Genomic DNA, 25,991 nt, shown 5'->3' with positions numbered 1-25,991 from the left:
TTACCGGTCAACGTGGAGACGGCCGGAGCGAAGCGCTTCCTGAACCACCTCTTTGGGACCGTCGGCCACAATCTTGCCTTTGTCCAGAATGATCAATCTGTCCACCAGTTCCAACATGGAAGCCTTGTGGGTGATCAGCACCAGGGTGCGATCCTTGAGGCTCTCCTTCATCTTATTCAGGAACCTGGCCTCCGAGGTGTTATCCATGGAGGAGGTGGGTTCGTCCAGCATCAGAATCCTGGGTTCCAGCAACAGGGCTCGGGCCAGGGCCACACTCTGGCGCTGACCGCCGGAGAGGTTGCTGCCCCGTTCGGCAATGGGCATATCCAGACCATCGGGGTGCTGACGGACAAACTCCATCACCCCGGCCATCTCCGCCGCGTGCACCACGGCATCGTCGTCAATCCAGGGTACTCCCAGCTTCAGGTTGTCTCTCAGGGTGCCGTAGAACAGGGTAATGTCCTGGGGGACGATGCCGATGAGATGACGCACATGGGTCGGCGAGAGCTGGCGAATGTCCACGTCATCCAGCAACACCTCTCCTTCGGTTGGCTCATAAAAGGCGGTCATCAGGCGGCCCAGGGTGGACTTGCCAGAACCGATACGGCCAATGATCCCCACCCGTTCCTTGGGCTTGATGCGGAAACTGACGCCATTGAGGGCCAGGGTGCGCTGCTCGGGATACGCGAAGTTCACCTGATTGAAGCGGATGTGCCCCTCAAGTTGCTCCTTATGAAGGAAACGCTTCTCTTCCGGGCGTTCCACCGGCAGCTCCATGATGTCACCCAGCAGTTTCAAGGCGGATTTGGCCTGATTGTAACGGGTGGCCAAAGACGCGATCTGCGCCATGGGCGCCAGGGCCCGGGAGGAGAGCATTACGCAGGCGATCAGCCCGCCCATGGAGAGATCCCCCTGCTGAATCAGGTAGACCCCCAGGATGATGATCCCCACTGTGGTCATCTGGATGCAGAAACTGGCCACGGAGCTGGCGGACGAGGCCAGACGACGGGTCTTCACATTCCACTCGGCGATGTGGCCCACGGCCTGCTCCCAGCGCTTTTGCAACTGACCCTCGGCGCCGGCCAGCTTGATGCTTTCCAGGCCGGTAAGGGATTCCACCAGGGTAGCGTTCTTGACGCTGGCCATCCGGCTGGACTCCTCCACGCTCTCCCTCAGGGGACGCTGCACCCAGATGCTGAAACCGATGACGATCACCATGGCGGTCAGGGGGATCACCGACACCCAGCCACCCAAGGCGATGATAATAAAGATAAACAGCAAGCCGAAGGGGAGATCCAACAGGGCGGTCACCGTCGCCGAGGTGATGAAGTCCCGGACGGAGTCGAACTCCTGCATATGTTTGGCGAAGGCCCCCACAGAGGAGGGGCGGGCGGACATCTTGATGGACATCACCTTCTCAAAGATCTGAGAGGACAACAGCACATCAGATTTCTTCCCCGCCAGGTCGATGAAGTAGGCCCTAAGCTGTTTCAGCAGAAAATCGAACAGGAAGACGATACTGATGCCGATGGCCAGCACCCAGAGGGTGTCTACCGCATTGTTGGGCACCACCCGGTCGTACACATTCATCACAAACAGCGGACTGGCGATGGCAAACACACTGATCAGCAGGGACGCCAGGAACACATCGCGATAGATCTTCCAGGACTGCTGCAGCGTGCCCCAGAACCAGTGGCGTCGGTTTACCTTGAGGGAACTGGGAGCCCGCCTGTCGTAACGGAACTGCTTCTTCAGGTAGAAGACGTACCCCAGGTACTCCTGCTCAAACTCCTCCCTGGAGAGGCGAACCTCCCCCTCTCCCGCCTCCGGGCGCACCATCAGGGCAGACTCAGCGCTGAGCTCGGTCAGGACCGCCACCTTGCCGTCCTGCAGGAATACAATGGCCGGCAGCAGCAGGTTGTCAATCTGCTCGACGCGGCGGCGCAGCAATCTGGCGGACAATCCGCCCCGTTTGGCGGCCCGGGGAAGCAGGTCCGGGGTCAGCCGATTGTCTTCCAGGGGCAGTCCCGCCCTCAGTTCATCTGCAGAACTGGGGACCCCATACATCTTGCAGGCAATCAGCAGTGCATCGAGCAGAGGATCGAAGAAGGTGTCTTCCTGAGCGGAGAAGTGCCATTGTTGCTCAGGTTCATTCAAGATTTGGTCTGGCATATAAGGATTTTAGCCGCTTGTTTTTGCCGAAATTTACATATACTTTTTGTTGATGCTAACACTTTTTAAAACAGGACAGTCCATGTTTTATGTGACGCGCAATCCGCAAGGTGATATTCAGTCTCTCTCCGAAACCGCCCTGTTTGCAGAGCAGGAGCAGCTAGCCTCTGATCACCCTGATGTTTACGCGTTTCTTCAGCGCAACCACGAAGAGGGAAAAGAGTACTCCGCTCTGTCACAGAGCGACATGGCCTTTATTCGTGTGCTGGAGGATCTTATCGACCTGCTGACCGACAAGGACCTTATCCAGTTTACCGAGCTGCCCCCGGCCGCTCAGCAAAAGCTGCTTGAACGTCGCTCCATGCGAAAAGCCCTCTCTACCCTGAGCACCAGCTCCACGCTGATCGCCGACTCTGACAAGGATGAGATCCTCATCTGATCCAGGATAGCTATCTGAAAAACTACTGGTTATTAATGTAGCCCTGGAATCCGTCAATGCCAGTCTGTTGCAGTTTCTCCAGCTGAGGCTGGTTCTCCACCACTGTGGCATACACCGGCACCTCCAGATTGTGTACCGTATTACAGATCCCCGTCACCAGCATCAGGCTGTCTTCATCCGCTCCCCGGCACAGCCCCGGCGCCACCTTCAAGTAGGCAGGCTTCAGGGCAGTCACATAATCCAGACTGATCCCCGTGGCTCCGACATTATCGAAGCCAAACTTGATGGAGAGGGAGTTGAGGATCTGGATAAAGCTCTCCACCAACTCCCGCTCTCTCTTCAGCTGCTGTTCGGACACCTCGATCACCACCTGAGCCAGTTCCTCCCTGGTCAGAGAGGAGAGGCGACCGACAAATCGGGTGTCCCGCATGGAGGAGAGCGAGATATTCAGCGCCTGAGGGGCCCCTTGGGGGGTCTCCAGCACCTTTTTGAGCACGGAGATATCCAGGGCGACCCCAAGATCAAACTGTTCAATGACCGGCATAAAGGCGCCGGCTGGCATCTGGGCGCCAGACTCATCCAGCAGCCGCACATAGACCTCATGATGGATCGCCTGGCCACCCAGCTCAGAGAACACTCCCTGAGTTTCCAGGTGAAGCTTGCCACTGTCGATGCGCTCACGAAGCAGGGCTACCCACTCCTGGCCGGTTCTCAGTGACCCTGCCGGCATGTCGTCGGCCCACTTGGCCAGGTTGACCCCTTTGGCCGCCAGTTCAGAAAGCAGGTTATCGCTGCGAGTCAGCACACTGGCCTTGGTGTCGTCGGCCAGTATGGTGGTGCCGGCCAGCAGGAAGATGGCATCCTGCGGGGCAACACCAGTCTGCCTCAGGGCGCTGAGGGTCTCCCTGAGCGCCTGCAGTTCTGCGGACAGGTCGGCTCGGGGCACCGTGGGGATCAGCAGGGCCAGTTCCGCCTCGGACATGCGCCCAACCACCACCTCTTCTGAGCCAAAGGCCCCTTTCAGAGACTCAATGGACTGATTCAGGAGCGTGCTCCAGGCACCGTAGCCGAAGCTCTTACGAATCTTTTCCGCGTCCAGCAAACGCAACATCACCAGAGCGCCGTGTTTATCGGCATCGGCGATGTTCGCTTCCAGCTCATTCACCAGGTGCTGGCGGGTGGCGATGCCGGTTTCCCCATCCTGCTGCAGCTTGACCCTCATGGTCTCCAACTGCCGTGCGTGACTGGCAAAACGCTCCTGCAAAATCTTCATCAGGTTGTTCATCACCAGCACTACCCGCTTCAGCTCACGGGTCTTGGGCAGGGGAATACGGTGATCGAAATCTCTGGCTTCAATGGCCTTCGCCTGAGCCTCAATCTGGTTAAGGGGGCGGATCAGCAGACGGATGCCCCAGGAACCAAAGAGTGCGGCCGCCAGGAACAGTGAGCCGTACACCAGGAGCAGTTGAAAGGTGATCTGCCACAACTGCTGCTGAATAAAACCAGGGTGTCCCTCGATGGTCACCAGGGCAGATTCGGTCCAGCCTGTGGTGATGGGTGCTTCTGCCACCACAGAGGGGAAAGGAAACAGGGCAATAAACCAGGCAGGGACCCCTTGTGGGTTGGCGCGGTTCTCCCGCTCGAACACCCGGTCCACAGCATAGAGTTCAATTCTCATCTTCCGATAAAAGGCGCCGTCGAATGCCGCATTCAACGTACCTTCTACCAGGGTTTCATCGACAGGATCCAAATAGGGCGACACACTCATTCCCAGGGAGGTGAGCGCATTTTCCGTATTGGTGTGCAATTGCGCCTGCAGGGACTCTGAACTGGCCCGGAAATTCACCGCCACCACCGCCACCAGGGAGATAAGCAGCGTTGTCCAGAGCAAAATAAGAAGTTGTCGATAAAGCGTCATTGTGGTTTATCCTGTTGCGCCGAACCCTTGGGTACCAGATATTCCGATTGTCTGGTTAAAATATCCTGCCATAGACTGAGGCGCTCCGAGCCCCCCACCATCTTACCGCCGCCCCTGGCCTTGGCCAGCCAAAGATAATCGGCATTGAAACTGTAGATAGGAATAAGATCCTGTCGCTGACCCGCAGGCTTTATCTTGGGATCAATGTTATCCAGCACCAGGGGCTCTGCCCCCTTTTTCGGGTAATAAGTCAGGACCATATGGTGCTGATTGAACTCCACGGCCTTCACGTACATCAGCCTCAGCTTGTCCGCCGGGAACCCCATCTCCACCAGGGAGAAATATTTGGCCAGGGTATAATCTTCACAGTCTCCGGCACCTCGGCCTATAAACTCCACCGGCGTAGCCCAGTAATCCTCCTGCTCCCACACATAGATGTCGTCGGCAAAGGTGAGCTGATTAAAAAAGTCGTTTACCGCCTTTAATTGCGACTGCTTTGGCTGGGTTTGATATTTATCCAGCAGCTGTTGCCACTGAACGCCCCTTTCGTAGGCTTCAGCACCGTAATTGGATTTAAGAAAGGCGCCAATTTTGGAGAAGTCCAGACCTTGGCCGGCTTTTAACAAGCCGACCCAGAGTATCAGGATAATAAGGCAGGTGTATCTGGACCAATGCATAGATGACGACCCAAAATGCGCCATCTACGCATTCCAGTTTACTTTCGAATTCCGACTTTTTCGTTTACCGACAATACTGCCATAATCCGGCGATTGGCGGCATGGATTTTTTCGCTGCTGCCCTTGAGCAAAGGGTTGGACTCGCCGAATCCCTTGGCGGAGACCCGGGCGCCATCGATGCCATAGTCACTGACCAGAATCTCGGACACCGCATTGGCACGACGCTCAGACAGCTGCTGATTGTAATCGTCCGCGCCGACGGAGGAGGTATGCCCCTCGATCACCACGTTCAGCTGAGGGTACTTCTCCATGAACTCGGCCAGCTCCTGGATGTCCTCTCGAGACTCGGAGGGCACGTCGGCGCTGTCGTTGGCAAAATTGACCATCAGCCGCTTGGAGACTGTCTCTTCCCGGTACAGGGTGCAGCCGGATGAATCAACGGCGTAATCCACCGGGGTCGCCGGACACTCATCCAGGGAGTCCACCACACCGTCACCGTCGGTATCGACGACCGCCACAGGCGCAAGCTGCGCAACCGGCGCCGGCTTGGACTCTGGCTTGTGACCACCAAAGTAGTAACGGATGCCGAGGCCCGCGGTGAAGTCCGAGTAGCCCTCATCGAACCCCTGATGCACCATGGCCTCGCCGGTCAGTACCCAGGAGGGGGTCATGTTGTAGCGGATGCCGAAACCCAGGTGGGCAGCCTGGGTCGCTTCGCTGTCCAGGTCGATGTAATCCGCGCCCAGGATGAAGTAGTTGCGCTTGTCGTTGATGTGGTAAAGCAGATCCGCGCCGTACCACATGCCGGATTCATCTTCACCGGCGCCGTCGGAGTTCAAGTCCGCATTGGCGGCAGTGAGTCGCCAGGCGAAGCGCTCAGAGATGTCAAAGCCCAGCTCCAGCCCGGCCAGGGTGCCGCGGCGAATCTCATTGCCGTTGCCATCCTTGCGATCGCCATCAAACTCGGCGTGTTTCAGTTGGGCGCCCACAAACCAGCCCTGGCTGGGTTCCATCACCCCCTCTTCGGCCCAGGCGGAGGCGCTCATCGCCACGGCGGTCAGCGCCGCCACGGCAGTCAGTTTGGTTTTATTGTTCATGATCAGCGCACTCCCAGCGTTTCGTTCAGTTGTCCCATAGCATTGAGAATCCTCACCTTGGAGGCTTCGTAGTCGTAGTCGGCCTGGATGTAACTCTGACCGGCGGTAAACACCTCGTTCTCAGAGTCCAGCATATCCAGCAGGGTGCGCTTACCCAGGTTGAACTCCTTGCGGTAAGCGTTGCGGGTGGCGATGGTGGTCTTCTTATAGCCGGAAAGGAAGTCACGCTGGCGACCCAGTACGTCGTAGGCTACCCAGGCCAGTCTCAGCCCCTGCTCGGCCTGACGAGTGGCATCATCGGAGATGGCGAACGCCTGGTCCAGCTGCTTGGCAGCCTGACGGGTGGAGGCCTTGTCCCGGCCACCGTTAAACAGATTCCAGCGCATCTCGACCACGGCACGATAGTCGTTGTTGAGGCCGCGAATGCCGCTGAGGTTGTCGCCATAGTTGCCCTTGAGGACCAGATCGAACTCAGGATAGTTGGATGCCTTGGTGCCCTTAAGCTGGAAGCGGGTCTCCTCGATGTCTGAGCGGGCCGCCGCCAGAGTGGGGTTGTTCTCCAGCATGATCTTCAGCCCCTGCTCCAGGCTGGTGGGCAGTACAGAGGAACTGATGCCAAACTCTTCCATTTTCTGAGGAGCCAGCTCTCCCACCTGACGGTGATACAGGGTCTCGGCATCGATCAGGTTGTTCTGAGCAGACAACACATTGGCATGGGCGTTGTTCAGCCGGCTCTCAATCTGAGACAGATCGGACGAGGTGCCGACGCCGCGGTCGACCCGGCTCTTGATCTGCTCATAGATGGTTTGGTGGTTGCTGAGGATCTGCTCGGCCAGCTGCAGTAATTGACGCTGCTTCTGAACCTCAAGGTAAGCCTGACTGACAGAGAGGGCCAGGTTCTCCAGGGTCGCGTCCAGTTCATGGCGGCGCGCCTCGGTGAAGGAGTGAGTGCGATCCACGTTGTTTTCGGTGCTGAAGCCGTCAAACAGCATCTGACGAACCTCAAACCCCACCTGGTTGCGCCTCCAGGTATCGTGCTCTTCACCACGGCTGCGGGTGGAGTTGTTGTCCACCACCTCAAAGCCCCAGTCGCCAGTCACTTCCACTGTGGGCAGGTAGCCCCCCTTGGCGCCCTCGGTTTGCCACTCGCCCTCTTCGACACGAGCCTGCCCCTGCCTGACATCGGGGTGGTGTTGCAGTGCCTTGAATACGGCCTCTGGCAGAGTGACGGCCTGAGCTTGAAGCGCGATTCCACAGGTGAGGAACAGCGGTATAGAGATGAGTCGGAGTTTCATAGTTCCCTACAAATTTTTTCTGTTATTAGCCTGATGGCAGAGCTCCCCTCTGCCCCAGTAAAACACAATGGGCAGTGCCACTGCCCAGCCCCTGAATTTGGTGTTAAAAGAGCCCCTTCGATGCTTCTGAAGGGGCTCATCAGCAGTATCAGATGATGTCCGGATCGTTGGCGTTGGTGTTCTCCAGCAAGCGATTCAGCTCATCGGCCGCCGAGGTGGAACCCGAGGCGCCATCGGCGGTGATGTTGTTGTCATTGGCGTAGTCTTTCAGGCTCACAGTGAGCCCTGTCGGACCACCCACTACAGGGTCAATCTCAATCAGCAGATCGCGACCATCTTCGGAGACAGTAGCATTGAGGTAGTCGCTGATCTCATCCTGTTCCTCCAGGCCTGTCAGCACCTCGGAGATGTCCAGGACATCGCCCTCTGACGGATTGAAGTCGGTGATGGTATCGGTAGAGCCATCGGCATCGCCCTGCTGCCACTTGAAGGTGTCGGCGCCCTCCCCTCCGGTGAGGGTGTCGGAGCCTACGCCGCCAATGAGCAGGTCGTTACCTATGCCGCCCAGCAAGCTGTCATCACCGGTTCCGCCGAAGAGGAAGTCGATGCCATCACCACCGGAGAGGCTGTCGGGTCCGTGAGTGCCAACGAGACGCTCATCATCCCCTACCTTACGGCCACTGTTATCGGCATCCTGGTAATCAGCCAGACCGTCCAGATCGCTGTCGACAGGACTCAGGCCACTTCCTTCGTAGGCGTCATCCAGGCCATCTCCGTCGCTGTCCTGACCTGAGGGCGCCACATAGCCAGCATTGGTCTGGGCTTCGATGTTGTCAGAAACGCCATCGTTGTCACTGTCCGTATCCAGGCTGTCGATGATGCCGTCATAGTCGCTGTCCACCACCGCAGAGGGGGTGCCGGTCAGGTCGTAGTAGAAACTGACACTGTCATCATCCACTCTCCAACCAGTCTTCGCGGTAAAGGTGACAATGGCCCGGCCATCACTGTCCTCAGTGACGGTCATCTGCAATGAGGTCGCCCCCCACTTCGCACTAACGTCATGGAAGCGACCATCGTCTTTGACAGTGAGATAACCAGTATGGTTAGAGCCGGAACTCAATCGCAGATAATCGTCATGATTAACATTGTTGATGTCCCCCTTGGCGTGGATGTTATCCAGGGTGATGACATCGCCGGCCTTGAAGCCGTAACGGCTGACATCGATGACATAGCTCTTTTGATGGCTCTGACTCTCGTTATCATCCTGAATACGCAAGGCACGATCTTGGATGCCGGAGATGGTGATCTCTTCACCCTGATGAGGCTGGTTTTCCACAGAGTCGAGGATGCCGTCGTTATCGTCGTCAATGTCGATGCTGTTGATCACCCCATCATTGTCGGTGTCGTAGCCCCGGGTGATGGTCAGGTTAACGGTGCCTGTGCCGGTATCCCCATCGTTGTCTGTGGAGGAGAAGATGAACCTCTCGGTCACCGAGGTGCCCATAGCCAGCATCACATCCGGAGTGTACTCATAGATGCCGGTGGCAAAGTCCACGGTGATGGAGGCCTCTTGCGGAGTCTCCATGGTCAGCACGCTGCCGTTCACCAGATGACCGTCGGCATTGCTGATGCTCTGACCGTCATAGGTGTAGACCACACCGTCAATCTCCAGGGTATGGATGCTGGCGCCATCAGCCCCAATCTGCGACCCGGCGTCCAGGTCACCGAACAGAGAGCCGGTAATGGGTTTGGCCAGCACGGAATCGGACAGCAGCAGATTGAAGTCGCTGGCGGTGGTGACCACATCGCTGTCCCTGTCAGTGCCCGTCGCCCCATCGTAGGCGATGGGGTCCAGATAGGCGGTGGCACTCTGACTCAGAGAGCCGCCGAAACCTACCGCATGGGAGATGATGTCATTGCCTTCCAGGAACTCAATCCACTTGGCCTCGTCGTTGCCGTCAATCACAGTAGAGCTGGCAGGGGCGCCGTCGGACATGAAGTAGGAGACGTTCACTCCATTTTCCAGGGCGCCCGGGGCGTTGTAGGAGCTCATCATGGTCTCCAGCGCGGCATCATAGTTGGTGCCGCCATCGGCGATGAGATTGTCCACAATGGCCTTGGCTTCCCCAATGGTCAGCCACTCACTGCTCAGGGAGCGGGCATCGCCATTGAACTCCACCAGTTGAACCCGGACATCGCCCAGTTCACCATATTGCTCCAGCAGGTTGTTCACCGCATCCTGCATCAGCTCCAGACGATTGTCGTAACCATCAGAACGGGCGGAATAGTCCATGCTGCCTGAGGTATCCAGAATCAACATGATGTTGGTGGACTGAGGCTCGGCGATCAGCGTCTGATTCACGGTGTTCTGCACCGGTGCATCGTCCTCCACGGTCACCGAGATACTGGCCGAGGTGCTGTGCTGGCCGTCGGTGACCGACATGGACAGGTCGAAGGTCAGCAGGTTCTCGCCGTTGCCCTGAGGGTGATCTACCGACCCCAGAAGGGTGGCGGTGTAACTGCCATCGTTGCTGATGTCGAATCGGATCACCTCTTCACCATTGGCAGAGCCAATCAGGGTCTGACCATTGTTGGAGTGGGTGAACTGCAGCGCCGCACCGTTGGAGGTCAGGTCGGACAGGCCTGGCTGCTGCGCTGAGAAGGAAGCGGTCAGACTGTCACCGTCGGCATCGCTGGCGGTGAAGTGGCCATGAGCTTTCACCTGATTAGTGGTGTCCACCGGCTGACCGATGGAATCACGGATACCGGAGCTCAGGCCCTCTTCAGACACCACCAGAGAGGAGGTGGAGTCAATCACAGGCGCTGCTGGCAGGTTATTGGGGATAGCGTTGATGGTAACCGTGCTTGGCTCACCCTGGCCATCGGTGATATCGCCACCCACCAGGGTGACGTTACCGTTGCCGTCGGTTTCCACAGGCAGGTAATCGAAGCTGTCATTGTAATCAACGCCAACAGACAGGTTACGCACTTCGAAGCTGCCGGTACCGGCGTGGCCCACTTCCACAGAACCAATCTGAATACTGGGGTCGTTAACCACAATCCTAACCTGTTCGGTCAGATCGCCACTGATCGCCTCTTCACTGTTGGAAACATGGTAAGAGCCGGAGGCCGCATCCCACACCACGTCGCTGGTGCCCTGGGCATCGTCGGCGGTGGTGATGGTCAGTTTACTTGGGTCGATAGGGTTGCCATCGGCGTCCAGCACAGTGATGGTGGCTCGGCCCGCCATGGTATGACCCGGCACGAAGTAGCCTCCCAGGCCGGTCAGGGTGATGTTCACCTCGTTAACCGGAACCCCACGCTCACTGCCAGAACCTGATGCAGGCTCATAGAAGGAGAAGTTGATCGCCTCATTGTTGCTGTTGATCTCTCCGCCGGTGCCAACTCCCAGTCCGCCACCCTGATGGTTGGCCAGACTGCCATGAATCAGTTCCAACTCACCGCCTACAGGGGTGATGCGGATGGCAACGTCTGAGTTGTCATGGGTGTAGAGGCGACTGCTGGAGCCATCGATTGCCTCACCCCAGTGATCCAGGGAGCTGGCAATCTCTTCAGACTGCTCACCCAACGTCACCTGGCCTGGCAGGCCTGGGTCCATCTCATAGCGAAGCTCGTCCATGGCGTAGACTTTACCTACTTCGGCTTCGGTGCGGCTGCCGTCATCGTTGATGACAAACAGGGTGCCGGAGGTGGGCAGAGAGCTCAGCTGAATATGGGTTGGGTTGCCTTCCAGGTCGGACACTTCGCTGCCGTTGATGGCACTGTCACCCAGGTTATCGATACCGAAATCGATAAGGATGCTGTCCACATTGGGATCGGTGAAGTCGGCGGTGACGGTAAAGTCCTCGGACACCGGCGCATCGTTGACCGGATCCACGGTGAGCTGCAGGGTGGAGGTGTCCAAGTCACCGGCGTCGTTGTCGTCCACCACGGTGTAGGTCACCGCCGGCACCGGTCCGTGGTAGTTGGCCACCGGAGTGAAGCTGTAATTGCCATTGCCGTGGATGATCAGGGTGCCGACACCGGAAATACTGGCTTCCTGACCAGCCGTGAAGACCTCGCCATTCACCTCAAACTGGCTGATGGAGTGCTCACTGCTGTCAGAGTCAGTCACATTCAGCAGGTTGCCTGTCTTAGACCTATCCTCGGTGACAGAGATCTGCTCGTTACCGTCGGTCAGCTCATCGGTCACCGGTTTCACGGTGATCTCCAGAGTTGAAGTGTCGGTATCAGTGGCATCGTTATCGTCCACCACGGTGTAGGTCACCGTGGGTACACTGCCGTGATAGTTGGTCACAGGAGTGAAGCGGTATTCGCCATCGCTGTCGATGGTCAGAGTGCCCACGCCATCGATGTTGGCGGTGTCGCCGGCATTGTAGGTCTGGCCATTAACTTCAAACTGGGCGATCGAGTGCTCGCTGCTGTCTGCATCGGTCACATTCAGCAGGTTTCCACTCTGGTTGTTATCTTCATTGCCACTGACCTGCTCACTGGCGTCGGTCAGAGGATCAATCACCGGGTTAACGGTGATCTCCAGGGTGGAGGTATCAATATCGGTGGCGTCGTTGTTGTCCACCACTGTGTAGGTCACCTTGGGCACATCACCGTGATAATGATCTTCAGGGTCGAAACTGTAAGCACCATTGCTGGCGATCAGCAGGGTACCCACACCGGCGATGATGGCGGTCTGGCCAGCGGTGTAGGTGGTGCCATTCACCTCAAAGCTCACCACAGAGTGACTGTTGCTGTCGGCGTCGGCCACATCCAGCAGATTACCGCGCTGGGTCAGCTCCTCGTTGCCGCTGACCTGCTCATTACCGTCGGTGAGCTGGTCAATGACCGGTGTCACTGTGCCACTCACGGTGCCGGTATCTTCCCCACCCTGGCCATCGGTCACCACATAATCGAAGCTGATGGGGCCGTGATAGTTGTCCGCAGGCTCGAAGCTGAGGCTGCCATCTGCCGCCACCCGGACGGTGCCATTGTTTACGGCAATGTCCTGGGCAGTACCGGGGGTCAGCTCGACACCATTGATGGACTTGAGACTGAGGGCATCATTGTCCACATCGGTGTCATTGCCGATCAGATTCAGAGCAATGCTGCCATCCTCGGCGACGGTGAAACCGTCGTCCGCGGCAACAGGGTCATCGTTTTCGGGATGGACAACCACAGTGGCGATGGCGGTGTCAGTGGCACCGTGCTCATCCTCAATGGTGTAGCGGAAGGTCGCCGTTCCATGGAAGTTGCTATCCGGGGTAAATACCACATTGCCGTCGGCGTCCAGGGTTACGGTGCCATGGGTGTCATCGGTGGCTTCGACCGAAATGATCTTGATAGCGTCGCCTTCTGGATCGCTGTCATTAGAGAGCAGTTCAGCCCCATTGATGACCACACTGGTGTCTTCCTGGGTCTCCAGGGAGGGATTCTGAATACCTGTAACGGTGATGTCGTCCAGCAGGGCGCCATAAGAGTCAGAGCGCCCTTCGCCGGCGAAGACGATATCGACACTGTCGCCGTCCACGTCAAACTCACCGGAAACACGGTACCAGCCATCGGCGTCGGGACCTTCAATGGTCACACCCTGATCCCCAGGCACCACTTCGCCATTGGCGTTCACCGTGTAGGTCACATCCCCCACGGTGAAACTCATGTCAGATGAAGAGTTTCCATCCCAGCGTGGGTTGTAGCTGAACTCAACCCGCACAGCATCCTGACCCGTAGTGTTAATGCTGGTGCTGATGGCCGTATTGACGTTGGGATCCAGCTCCACATAGAAGTCGCCGTCCGGAGCCTTGGTCAACAGACCATCCCTTTGGATCTCCAGGCCGTGGGTGAAGTCCCAGTTGCCGTCAGGGTCTCGACTCACAATGGTCCAGGAGTTGGGGCTGGCCATGTTCTCGAAGGACTCATGGAACAGCTGGGTTTCCTGGTAGGAGTCGTCTACGGCGATGGGGTCATCGTTGACCGGGCTGACGGTGATTCGCAGCTCGGCGGTCTGGTCGGTGTCGGTGGTATAGGTGATGGTCGGTACGCTGCCGTTCCAATCGTCCACCGGCTCGAAGGTGTAGTCACCGTTGGCGTCGATGCTGATGGTACCGACGTTCTCCAGGGTGATGGTCTCACCGGCGGCCACGCTCTGATCGCCCACGCTGAAGCTCTTCACGCTCAGCGCCGCGTCGTCCGCCTGGTCGTTGCTCAGCACGTTGCCGGTGGCATTGGTGTCTTCCGCCACCGTCTTGCTGTCGTCGGCCAGCACCGCGTCGGCATTGTCCGGGGTCACGGTGATGGTCACCGTCTGGGTGCTGCTCTCGCCACTGGCGGCATCGGTCACCGTGTAGGTGAAACTGTCGGTACCGTGGTAGTTGTCGTTCGGCGTATAGGTGTAGGTGCCGTCAGCGTTCATCACCACGCTGCCATTGGCCGCATCGGTTTCCAGGGCAAAGCTGAGATCGCCACCGCTGGTGGTGCTGTCGTTGCCCGCCACGGTGCTGGAGACCGCGGTATCTTCCTGAGTGGCGTTGCTGTCATCGCCGGCGCTCAGGTCGTCCACCGCACCCACGGTGATGGTCACCGTCTGGGTGCTGCTCTCACCACTGTCCGCATCGGTCACCGTATAGGTGAACGTATCGGTACCGTGGTAGTTGTCGTTCGGGGTGTAGGTGTAGGTGCCGTCGGCGTTCATGGTGACAGAGCCATTGGCCGCGTCAGTTTCCAGGGCGAAGCTCAGATCGCCGCCGCTGGTGGTGCTGTCGTTACCCGCCACAGTGCCGGAGACCGCGTTGTCCTCGGTGGTGCTGTTGCTGTCGTCGCCAGCCGTCAGGTCGTCCACCGAACCCACGGTGATGGTCACCGTCTGGGTGCTGCTCTCGCCACTGGCGGCGTCGGTCACCGTGTAGGTAAACGTATCGGTACCGTGGTAGTTATCGTTCGGCGTGTAGGTGTAGGTGCCGTCGGCGTTCATGGTGACAGAGCCGTTGGCCGCGTCAGTTTCCAGGGCAAAGGACAGATCGCCACCACTGGTGGTGCTGTCGTTACCGGCCACGGTGCCGGACACCGCGTTGTCCTCGGTGGTGCTGTTGCTGTCATCGCCAGCCGTCAGGTCGTCCACCGACCCCACGGTGATGGTCACCGTTTGGGTGCTGCTCTCGCCACTGGCCGCATCGGTCACCGTGTAGGTAAACGTATCGGTACCGTGGTAGTTATCGTTCGGCGTGTAGGTGTAGGTGCCGTCGGCGTTCATGGTGACAGAGCCGTTGGCCGCGTCAGTTTCCAGGGCAAAGGACAGATCGCCACCACTGGTGGTGCTGTCGTTACCGGCCACGGTGCCGGACACCGCGTTGTCCTCGGTGGTGCTGTTGCTGTCATCGCCAGCCGTCAGGTCGTCCACCGACCCCACAGTAATGGTCACCGTCTGGGTGCTGCTCTCGCCACTGGCGGCGTCGGTCACCGTGTAGGTGAAGCTGTCGGTACCGTGGTAATTGTCGTTCGGGGTGTAGGTGTAGGTGCCGTCGGCGTTCATCACCACGCTGCCGTTGGCAGGATTACCCGCAATCGCAAAGGTCAGGCTACCGCCACTGGTGGTGCTGTCGTTGCCGGCCACGGTGCCGGACACCGCGTTGTCCTCGGTGGTGCTGTTGCTGTCGTCGCCGGCAGTCAGGTCGTCCACCGCACCCACGGTGATGGTCACCGTTTGGGTGCTGCTCTCGCCACTGGCCGCATCGGTCACCGTGTAGGTAAACGTATCGGTACCGTGGTAGTTATCGTTCGGCGTGTAGGTGTAGGTGCCGTCGGCGTTCATGGTGACAGAGCCGTTGGCCGCGTCAGTTTCCAGGGCAAAGGACAGATCGCCACCACTGGTGGTGCTGTCGTTACCGGCCACGGTGCCGGACACCGCGTTGTCCTCGGTGGTGCTGTTGCTGTCATCGCCAGCCGTCAGGTCGTCCACCGACCCCACAGTAATGGTCACCGTCTGGGTGCTGCTCTCGCCACTGGCGGCGTCGGTCACCGTGTAGGTGAAGCTGTCGGTACCGTGGTAATTGTCGTTCGGGGTGTAGGTGTAGGTGCCGTCGGCGTTCATCACCACGCTGCCGTTGGCAGGATTACCCGCAATCGCAAAGGTCAGGCTACCGCCACTGGTGGTGCTGTCGTTGCCGGCCACGGTGCCGGACACCGCGTTGTCCTCGGTGGTGCTGTTGCTGTCGTCGCCAGCAGTCAGGTCATCCACCGAGCCCACGGTGATGGTCACCGTCTGGGTGCTGCTCTCGCCACTGGCGGCGTCGGTCACCGTGTAGGTGAACGTATCGGTACCGTGGTAGTTGTCGTTCGGGGTGTAGGTGTAGGTGCCGTCGGCGTTCATCACCACGCTGCCATTGGCCGCGTCAGTTTCCAGGGCGAAGCTCAGATCGCCGCCGCTGGTGGTGCTGTCGTTGCCGGCTACAGAGCCGGAGACCGCGTTGTCCTCGGTGGTGCTGTTGCTGTCATCAGCCGCAGTCAGGTCATCCACCGAGCCCACGGTGATGGTCACCGTCTGGGTGCTGCTCTCGCCACTGGCGGCGTCGGTCACCGTGTAGGTGAACGTATCGGTGCCGTGGTAGTTGTCGTTCGGGGTGTAGGTGTAGGTGCCGTCGGCGTTCATCACCACGCTGCCGTTGGCCGCATCGGTCGCCAGGGCAAAGCTCAGATCGCCACCACTGGTGGTGCTGTCGTTGCCCGCCACGGTGCCGGAGACGGCGTTGTCTTCCTGAGTGCTGTTGCTGTCATCGCCGGCGGTCAGATCGTCCACCGAGCCCACGGTGATGGTCACCGTCTGGGTGCTGCTCTCACCACTGGCAGCGTCGGTCACCGTGTAGGTGAACGTATCGGTGCCGTGGTAGTTGGCGTTCGGGGTGTAGGTGTAGGTGCCGTCGGCCGCCATGGTGACGCTGCCGTTGGCAGGGTTACCCGCAATCGCAAAGGTCAGGCTACCGCCGCTGGTGGTGCTGTCGTTACCGGCCACAGTGCCGGACACCGCGGTATCTTCCTGAGTGCTGTTGCTGTCATCAGCCGCAGTCAGGTCATCCACCGAACCCACAGTAATGGTCACCGTCTGGGTGCTGCTCTCGCCACTGGCTGCGTCGGTCACCGTGTAGGTGAACGTATCGGTGCCGTGGTAGTTGGCGTTCGGGGTGTAGGTGTAGGTGCCGTCGGCGTTCATGGTGACAGAGCCGTTGGCCGCATCAGTCGCCAGAGCGAAGCTGAGATCGCCGCCGCTGGTGGTGTTGTCGTTGCCCGCCACAGAGCCGGACACCGCGGTATCTTCCTGAGTGGCGTTGCTGTCATCGCCCGCCGTCAGGTCGTCCACCGAGCCCACGGTGATGGTCACCGTCTGGGTGCTGCTCTCACCACTGGCGGCGTCGGTCACCGTGTAGGTGAAGCTGTCGGTACCGTGGTAGTTGGCGTTCGGCGTGTAGGTGTAGGTGCCATCGGCGTTCATCACCACGCTGCCATTGGCCGCGTCGGTCGCCAGGGCAAAGCTGAGATCGCCACCGCTGGTGGTGCTGTCGTTGCTGGCCACGGTGCCGGAGACCGCGTTGTCCTCGGTGGTACTGTTGCTGTCGTCGCCAGCCGTCAGGTCATCCACCGCACCCACAGTAATGGTCACGGTCTGGGTGCTGCTCTCACCACTGTCCGCATCGGTCACCGTGTAGGTGAACGTATCGGTGCCGTGGTAGTTGTCGTTCGGCGTATAGGTGTAGGTGCCATCGGCATTCATCACCACGCTGCCGTTGGCCGCGTCAGTCGCCAGGGCAAAGGACAGATCGCCGCCGCTGGTGGTGTTGTCGTTACCGGCCACAGTGCCGGAGACCGCGGTGTCTTCCTGAGTGGCGTTGCTGTCGTCGCCGGCAGTCAGGTCGTCCACCGAGCCCACGGTGATGGTCACCGTCTGGGTGCTGCTCTCACCACTGGCGGCGTCGGTCACCGTGTAGGTGAAGCTGTCGGTGCCGTGGTAGTTGGCGTTCGGGGTGTAGGTGTAGGTGCCATCGGCGTTCATCACCACGCTGCCGTTGGCAGGATTACCCGCAATCGCAAAGGTCAGGCTACCGCCACTGGTGGTGCTGTCGTTGCCGGCCACGGTGCCGGACACCGCGTTGTCCTCGGTGGTGCTGTTGCTGTCGTCGCCTGCAGTCAGGTCGTCCACCGAGCCCACGGTGATGGTCACCGTCTGGGTGCTGCTCTCGCCACTGGCGGCGTCGGTCACCGTGTAGGTGAAGCTGTCGGTGCCGTGGTAGTTGGCGTTCGGGGTGTAGGTGTAGGTGCCATCGGCGTTCATGGTGACAGAGCCGTTGGCCGCGTCAGTTTCCAGGGCGAAGCTCAGATCGCCGCCGCTGGTGGTGCTGTCGTTACCGACCACAGAGCCGGACACCGCGGTATCTTCCTGAGTGGCGTTGCTGTCATCGCCGGCGCTCAGATCGTCCACCGCACCCACGGTGATGGTCACCGTCTGGGTGCTGCTCTCACCACTGGCGGCGTCGGTCACCGTGTAGGTGAACGTATCGGTACCGTGGTAGTTGTCGTTCGGGGTGTAGGTGTAGGTGCCATCGGCATTCATCACCACGCTGCCGTTGGCAGGGTTACCCGCAATCGCAAAGGTCAGGCTACCACCGCTGGTGGTGCTGTCATTACCCGCCACAGTGCCACTAACGGCCGTGTCTTCCTGAGTAACGTTGCTGTCATCAGCCGCAGTCAGGTCATCCACCGCACCCACAGTAATGGTCACCGTCTGGGTGCTGCTCTCACCACTGTCCGCATCGGTCACCGTGTAGGTGAACGTATCGGTGCCGTGGTAGTTGTCGTTCGGCGTATAGGTGTAGGTGCCATCGGCATTCATGGTGACAGAGCCGTTGGCCGCATCAGTTTCCAGGGCGAAGCTCAGATCGCCGCCGCTGGTGGTACTGTCATTGCCCGCCACAGTGCCGGACACCGCGGTGTCTTCCTGAGTGCTGTTGCTGTCATCAGCCGCAGTCAGGTCATCCACCGACCCCACGGTAATGGTCACCGTCTGGGTGCTGCTCTCGCCACTGGCCGCATCGGTCACCGTGTAGGTGAAGCTGTCGGTACCGTGGTAATTAACGTTCGGCGTATAGGTGTAGGTACCGTCGGCGTTCATCACCACGCTGCCATTGGCCGCGTCGGTCGCCAGGGCGAAGCTCAGATCGCCGCCACTGGTGGTGCTGTCGTTGCCGGCGACGGTGCCAGACACCGCGTTGTCCTCGGTGGTGCTGTTGCTGTCGTCGCCAGCAGTCAGGTCATCCACCGAGCCCACGGTGATGGTCACCGTCTGGGTGCTGCTCTCACCACTGGCGGCGTCGGTCACCGTGTAGGTGAACGTATCGGTACCGTGGTAGTTATCGTTCGGGGTATAGGTGTAGGTGCCATCGGCGTTCATCACCACGCTGCCATTGGCCGCATCGGTGGCCAGGGCAAAGCTCAGTTCGCCGCCGCTGGTGGTGCTGTCATTACCCGCCACGGTGCCGGAGACCGCGTTGTCCTCAGTGGTGCTGTTGCTGTCGTCGCCGGCGCTCAGATCGTCCACCGCACCCACGGTGATGGTCACCGTCTGGGTGCTGCTCTCGCCACTGGCGGCGTCGGTCACCGTGTAGGTGAACGTATCGGTACCGTGGTAGTTGTCGTTCGGCGTGTAGGTGTAGGTGCCGTCGGCGTTCATGGTGACAGAGCCGTTGGCCGCGTCAGTTTCCAGGGCAAAGGACAGATCGCCACCACTGGTGGTGCTGTCGTTGCCCGCCACGGTGCCACTGACTGCGTTGTCTTCGGTGGTGCTGTTGCTGTCATCGCCGGCAGTCAGGTCGTCCACCGAGCCCACGGTGATGGTCACCGTCTGAGTGCTGCTCTCACCACTGGCGGCGTCGGTCACCGTGTAGGTAAACGTATCGGTACCGTGGTAGTTAGCATTCGGGGTGTAGGTGTAGGTGCCGTCGGCGTTCATGGTGACAGAGCCGTTGGCCGCGTCGGTTTCCAGAGCGAAGCTCAGATCGCCGCCGCTGGTGGTGCTGTCGTTGCCCGCCACGGTGCCGGAGACGGCGTTGTCCTCGGTGGTGCTGTTGCTGTCGTCGCCAGCCGTCAGGTCATCCACCGCACCCACGGTGATGGTCACCGTCTGGGTGCTGCTCTCGCCACTGGCCGCATCGGTCACCGTGTAGGTGAACGTATCGGTGCCGTGGTAGTTGGCGTTCGGGGTGTAGGTGTAGGTGCCGTCGGCGTTCATGGTGACGCTGCCGTTGACCGCGTCAGTCGCCAGGGCGAAGCTGAGATCGCCGCCACTGGTGGTGCTGTCGTTGCCGGCCACAGTGCCAGACACCGCGTTGTCCTCGGTGGTGCTGTTGCTGTCGTCGCCAGCCGTCAGGTCGTCCACCGAACCCACGGTGATGGTCACCGTTTGGGTGCTGCTCTCGCCACTGGCCGCATCGGTCACCGTGTAGGTAAACGTATCGGTACCGTGGTAGTTATCGTTCGGCGTGTAGGTGTAGGTGCCGTCGGCGTTCATGGTGACAGAGCCGTTGGCCGCGTCAGTTTCCAGGGCAAAGGACAGATCGCCACCACTGGTGGTGCTGTCGTTACCGGCCACGGTGCCGGACACCGCGTTGTCCTCGGTGGTGCTGTTGCTGTCATCGCCAGCCGTCAGGTCGTCCACCGACCCCACAGTAATGGTCACCGTCTGGGTGCTGCTCTCGCCACTGGCGGCGTCGGTCACCGTGTAGGTGAAGCTGTCGGTACCGTGGTAATTGTCGTTCGGGGTGTAGGTGTAGGTGCCGTCGGCGTTCATCACCACGCTGCCGTTGGCAGGATTACCCGCAATCGCAAAGGTCAGGCTACCGCCACTGGTGGTGCTGTCGTTGCCGGCCACGGTGCCGGACACCGCGTTGTCCTCGGTGGTGCTGTTGCTGTCGTCGCCGGCAGTCAGGTCGTCCACCGCACCCACGGTGATGGTCACCGTTTGGGTGCTGCTCTCGCCACTGGCCGCATCGGTCACCGTGTAGGTAAACGTATCGGTACCGTGGTAGTTATCGTTCGGCGTGTAGGTGTAGGTGCCGTCGGCGTTCATGGTGACAGAGCCGTTGGCCGCGTCAGTTTCCAGGGCAAAGGACAGATCGCCACCACTGGTGGTGCTGTCGTTACCGGCCACGGTGCCGGACACCGCGTTGTCCTCGGTGGTGCTGTTGCTGTCATCGCCAGCCGTCAGGTCGTCCACCGACCCCACAGTAATGGTCACCGTCTGGGTGCTGCTCTCGCCACTGGCGGCGTCGGTCACCGTGTAGGTGAAGCTGTCGGTACCGTGGTAATTGTCGTTCGGGGTGTAGGTGTAGGTGCCGTCGGCGTTCATCACCACGCTGCCGTTGGCAGGATTACCCGCAATCGCAAAGGTCAGGCTACCGCCACTGGTGGTGCTGTCGTTGCCGGCCACGGTGCCGGACACCGCGTTGTCCTCGGTGGTGCTGTTGCTGTCGTCGCCAGCAGTCAGGTCATCCACCGAGCCCACGGTGATGGTCACCGTCTGGGTGCTGCTCTCGCCACTGTCCGCATCGGTCACCGTGTAGGTGAACGTATCGGTACCGTGGTAGTTGTCGTTCGGCGTGTAGGTGTAGGTGCCGTCGGCGTTCATGGTGACGCTGCCGTTGGCAGGGTTACCCGCAATCGCAAAGGTCAGGCTACCGCCGCTGGTGGTGCTGTCGTTGCCGGCCACGGTGCCAGACACCGCGTTGTCCTCGGTGGTGCTGTTGCTGTCGTCGCCAGCAGTCAGGTCATCCACCGAGCCCACGGTGATGGTCACCGTCTGGGTGCTGCTCTCACCACTGGCGGCGTCGGTCACCGTGTAGGTGAACGTATCGGTACCGTGGTAGTTATCGTTCGGGGTATAGATGTAGGTGCCATCGGCGTTCATCACCACGCTGCCATTGGCCGCATCGGTGGCCAGGGCAAAGCTCAGTTCGCCGCCGCTGGTGGTGCTGTCATTACCCGCCACGGTGCCGGAGACCGCGTTGTCCTCAGTGGTGCTGTTGCTGTCGTCGCCGGCGCTCAGATCGTCCACCGAGCCCACGGTGATGGTCACCGTCTGGGTGCTGCTCTCGCCACTGGCGGCGTCGGTCACCGTGTAGGTGAACGTATCGGTACCGTGGTAGTTGTCGTTCGGCGTGTAGGTGTAGGTGCCGTCGGCGTTCATGGTGACGCTGCCGTTGGCAGGGTTACCCGCAATCGCAAAGGTCAGGCTACCACCACTGGTGGTGCTGTCGTTGCCCGCCACGGTGCCACTGACTGCGTTGTCTTCGGTGGTGCTGTTGCTGTCATCGCCGGCAGTCAGGTCGTCCACCGAGCCCACGGTGATGGTCACCGTCTGAGTGCTGCTCTCGCCACTGGCGGCGTCGGTCACCGTGTAGGTAAACGTATCGGTACCGTGGTAGTTAGCATTCGGGGTGTAGGTGTAGGTGCCGTCGGCGTTCATGGTGACAGAGCCGTTGGCCGCATCAGTTTCCAGAGCGAAGCTCAGATCGCCGCCGCTGGTGGTGCTGTCATTGCCGGCCACGGTGCCGGAGACGGCGTTGTCCTCGGTGGTGCTGTTGCTGTCGTCGCCAGCCGTCAGGTCATCCACCGCACCCACGGTGATGGTCACCGTCTGGGTGCTGCTCTCGCCACTGGCCGCATCGGTCACCGTGTAGGTGAACGTATCGGTGCCGTGGTAGTTGGCGTTCGGCGTGTAGGTGTAGGTGCCATCGGCGTTCATGGTGACAGAGCCGTTGGCCGCGTCGGTTTCCAGGGCGAAGCTCAGATCGCCGCCACTGGTGGTGGTGTCGTTGCCCGCCACGGTGCCGGACACCGCGGTGTCTTCCTGAGTGCTGTTGCTGTCATCAGCCGCAGTCAGGTCATCCACCGCACCCACGGTGATGGTCACCGTCTGGGTGCTGCTCTCGCCACTGGCGGCGTCGGTCACCGTGTAGGTGAACGTATCGGTGCCGTGGTAGTTGGCGTTCGGCGTGTAGGTGTAGGTGCCGTCGGCGTTCATCACCACGCTGCCATTGGCCGCATCGGTCGCCAAAGCAAAGGACAGATCGCCACCACTGATGGTGCTGTCGTTGCCGGCCACGGTGCCGGAGACGGCGTTGTCCTCGGTGGTGCTGTTGCTGTCGTCGCCAGCAGTCAGGTCATCCACCGAGCCCACGGTGACGGTCACCGTCTGGGTGCTGCTCTCACCACTGGCGGCATCGGTCACCGTGTAGGTGAACGTATCGGTGCCGTGGTAGTTGTCGTTCGGGGTGTAGGTGTAGGTACCGTCGGCGTTCATGGTGACAGAGCCGTTGGCCGCGTCGGTTTCCAGGGCGAAGGACAGATCGCCACCACTGGTGGTGCTGTCGTTGCCGGCCACGGTGCCGGAGACCGCGGTATCTTCCTGAGTGCTGTTGCTGTCATCAGCCGCAGTCAGGTCATCCACCGAACCCACAGTAATGGTCACCGTCTGGGTGCTGCTCTCGCCACTGTCCGCATCGGTCACCGTGTAGGTGAAGCTGTCGGTACCGTGGAAGTTATCGTTCGGCGTGTAGGTGTAGGTACCGTCGGCGTTCATCACCACCCTGCCGTTGGCCGCGTCAGTTTCCAGGGCAAAGGACAGATCGCCACCACTGGTGGTGCTGTCATTACCCGCCACGGTGCCGGACACCGCGTTGTCCTCGGTGGTGCTGTTGCTGTCGTCGCCAGCCGTCAGGTCATCCACCGAGCCCACGGTGATGGTCACCGTCTGGGTGCTGCTCTCGCCACTGGCGGCATCGGTCACCGTGTAGGTAAACGTATCGGTACCGTGGTAGTTGGCGTTCGGGGTGTAGGTGTAGGTGCCGTCGGCGTTCATCACCACGCTGCCGTTGGCCGCGTCGGTGGCCAGGGCGAAGCTCAGATCGCCGCCACTGGTGGTGCTGTCGTTGCCGGCCACAGAGCCGGACACCGCGTTGTCTTCCTGAGTGGCGTTGCTGTCATCAGCCGCAGTCAGGTCGTCCACCGACCCGACGGTGATGGTCACCGTCTGGGTGCTGCTCTCGCCACTGTCCGCATCGGTCACCGTGTAGGTGAACGTATCGGTGCCGTGGTAGTTGGCGTTCGGGGTGTAGGTGTAGGTGCCGTCGGCGTTCATCACCACGCTGCCATTGGCCGCATCGGTCGCCAGGGCAAAGGACAGGCTACCGCCGCTGGTGGTGCTGTCGTTACCCGCCACGGTGCCGGAGACGGCGTTGTCCTCGGTGGTGCTGTTGCTGTCATCGCCAGCCGTCAGGTCGTCCACCGAGCCCACGGTGATGGTCACCGTCTGGGTGCTGCTCTCACCACTGGCGGCGTCGGTCACCGTGTAGGTGAAGCTGTCGGTACCGTGGTAGTTATCGTTCGGCGTGTAGGTGTAAGTACCGTCGGCGTTCATGGTGACAGAGCCATTGGCCGCATCGGTGGCCAGGGCAAAGGACAGATCGCCGCCACTGGTGGTGCTGTCGTTGCCAGCCACAGTGCCGGACACCGCGGTATCTTCCTGAGTGCTGTTGCTGTCATCGCCAGCGGTCAGGTCGTCCACCGCCCCCACAGTGATGGTCACCGTCTGGGTGCTGCTCTCGCCACTGGCGGCGTCGGTCACCGTGTAGGTGAAGCTGTCGGTGCCGTGGTAGTTGGAGTTCGGGGTGTAGGTGTAGGTGCCATCGGCGTTCATCACCACGCTGCCATTGGCCGCATCGGTGGCCAGGGCGAAGCTGAGATCGCCGCCACTGGTGGTGCTGTCGTTGCCCGCCACAGAGCCGGACACCGCGGTGTCTTCCTGAGTGGCGTTGCTGTCATCGCCGGCGGTCAGGTCGGTGACGGCACCCACATCGATGGTCACCGTGGCGGTGTCAAAGCCGCCATTGCCATCGCTGATGGTGTACTCAAAGGTTGCCTGGCCAGTGAAGTTGGCGTCTGGGGTAAAGGTGACGGTCCCATCCGCATTCAGAACGACAGTACCATTGGTGGCATTGCCCACGGCGGAGATAACCAGGCTGTCGCCATCCAGATCCGTGTCATTGGGATCAACAAGATCGGTCAGTCCCAGGGTAACCGGCGTATCCTCCTGAGTGGAGGCCGAATCGTCAGCGGCAACAGGGGCATCGTTTGCTGCAGCAACATCGACAATCACGGTGGCCGTATCAGTGCCGCCATTGCCGTCACTGACGGTGTACTCGAAGCTGGCCTGGCCATTGAAGTTGGCGTCTGGGGTAAAGGTGATGGTGCCATCGGCATTCAGGGTCACTGTGCCATTGGTCGCATTGGACACGCCGGTGATCACCAGGGTATCGCCGTCCAGATCGGTGTCATTGGGGTTGACGATGTCCGCCACTCCAAGAGTCAGCGGCGTATCCTCAACGGCACCCAGGTTGTCATCTTGCGCATCAGGCGCGTCATTGACCGGGGTAACAGTAACGTCGACGGAAGTTGTTGTGGTGTTGCCTGCCGCATCAACCACATCGTAAATCAGCTCAAATTCACCATTGGTGTTGTCAGCCGGCACAAAGGTCCAGGTTCCATCACCATTATCAATCAGGGTTCCGGCAGAGGGGTCAGCCAATCGAATGGAGCTCACAGACAGCTCATCACCCTCGGGATCGGTGATATGGCCGAGCAGTTGCTCACTGGTGATCTGAATGCTGGTGTCTTCAGGCGTAATCAGAGTCGGGGCTGAAGCGCTCTGAACGACCGGCGCTTGGTTGCTGGTAATGTCTTCTGGGACATCGGTCACCACAGGCGAAGCCGCGGGAGCCACGGTGTCATAACCACTGGTGGCAATGACCTCCTCGGCTTGGCGCTCTATGGAAGCCACCTGAGACGATCCGGAGCTCTGTGGCTCGGTGGCAGGCGTGCCACCCGCCGCGGCCGCTTCAAACGCCTTGGTGGGGTCGACCCCTGCCAAAATGCTCTCCTGCAAAGCAGCAATATCATCTTCAGCCGAGGCAACGGGTTCGGGGCTTTGCTCCTTCACTTCGGTCAACTGCGCCTGCAGTTCCAAGAAGGAAAACTCGCCAGGTTCAACAAAGAGGGGAAGTTTATCGGGATCCTGCAAAATCACTTCCTGACCATCCGGCACCAGGAGGGTGTCGGTTTCAAGAAGAAGGTCTCCGGCTTTCGCTTCGCGGCGAGTGCCATCTTCAGACAAGATCCAGGCACCCTTAGCGGATGCCGCGATAACTAAGCTAATAGCCATACTATTCCCCGATGATTCCTTGCTGTTTGTGACTTCCTACAAACGTTCCATGTCTGTGCACGCAGACCGACTTTAGTCAAAGTCTCTGCCAAAGCTATCAAGGGCAAAAGCTCTATATGGCAAGC

General features: G+C 60.0%; 7 protein-coding genes. 1 reads left to right on the top strand and 6 read right to left on the bottom strand.

Annotated elements, in window-relative coordinates; all coding sequences use genetic code 11:
* Window positions 1–2,172 carry a type I secretion system permease/ATPase gene (locus tag QUE41_RS04770; RefSeq protein WP_286341786.1) on the bottom strand — a complete coding sequence of 724 codons (2,172 nt, stop codon included), beginning with the start codon at window positions 2,170–2,172 and terminating at the stop codon, window positions 1–3.
* A gap of 82 nt (window positions 2,173–2,254) precedes the next feature.
* Between QUE41_RS04770 and QUE41_RS04765 the strand changes: the two genes are divergently transcribed.
* Window positions 2,255–2,611: a hypothetical protein gene (locus tag QUE41_RS04765; protein WP_286341785.1), complete on the top strand. Its 357-nt coding sequence runs from the start codon at window positions 2,255–2,257 to the stop codon at window positions 2,609–2,611.
* A 22-nt stretch (window positions 2,612–2,633) separates the two neighbouring features.
* On the opposite strand, the gene QUE41_RS04760 is transcribed toward QUE41_RS04765, so the two are convergent.
* From QUE41_RS04760 to QUE41_RS04740, 5 genes are all read right to left on the bottom strand, one after another.
* On the bottom strand, window positions 2,634–4,529 hold the full coding sequence (locus QUE41_RS04760; protein WP_286341784.1) for an EAL domain-containing protein: 1,896 nt from the start codon (window positions 4,527–4,529) through the stop codon (window positions 2,634–2,636).
* Window positions 4,526–5,206 (bottom strand): transglutaminase-like cysteine peptidase, encoded by a 681-nt coding sequence (locus tag QUE41_RS04755; RefSeq protein WP_286341783.1) that lies wholly within the window; start codon window positions 5,204–5,206, stop codon window positions 4,526–4,528. The genes QUE41_RS04760 and QUE41_RS04755 overlap by 4 nt, the downstream gene beginning before the upstream one ends.
* A gap of 38 nt (window positions 5,207–5,244) precedes the next feature.
* Window positions 5,245–6,303 (bottom strand): OmpA family protein, encoded by a 1,059-nt coding sequence (locus QUE41_RS04750; RefSeq protein ID WP_286341782.1) that lies wholly within the window; start codon window positions 6,301–6,303, stop codon window positions 5,245–5,247.
* Between the two features lie 2 nt (window positions 6,304–6,305).
* Entirely contained in the window at window positions 6,306–7,598 is a 1,293-nt protein-coding gene (locus tag QUE41_RS04745; protein ID WP_286341781.1) for a TolC family outer membrane protein, read from the bottom strand.
* A 148-nt stretch (window positions 7,599–7,746) separates the two neighbouring features.
* Window positions 7,747–25,866, bottom strand: coding sequence for a cadherin-like domain-containing protein (locus QUE41_RS04740; RefSeq protein ID WP_286341780.1), 18,120 nt, complete (start codon window positions 25,864–25,866; stop codon window positions 7,747–7,749).
* Window positions 25,867–25,991: the final 125 nt, after the last annotated feature.

Source organism: Ferrimonas sp. YFM, assembly GCF_030296015.1.
Classification (GTDB): domain Bacteria; phylum Pseudomonadota; class Gammaproteobacteria; order Enterobacterales; family Shewanellaceae; genus Ferrimonas.
Note: the sequence above shows the minus strand (reverse complement) of the source record. Positions and strands in the feature narration are given on the sequence as shown.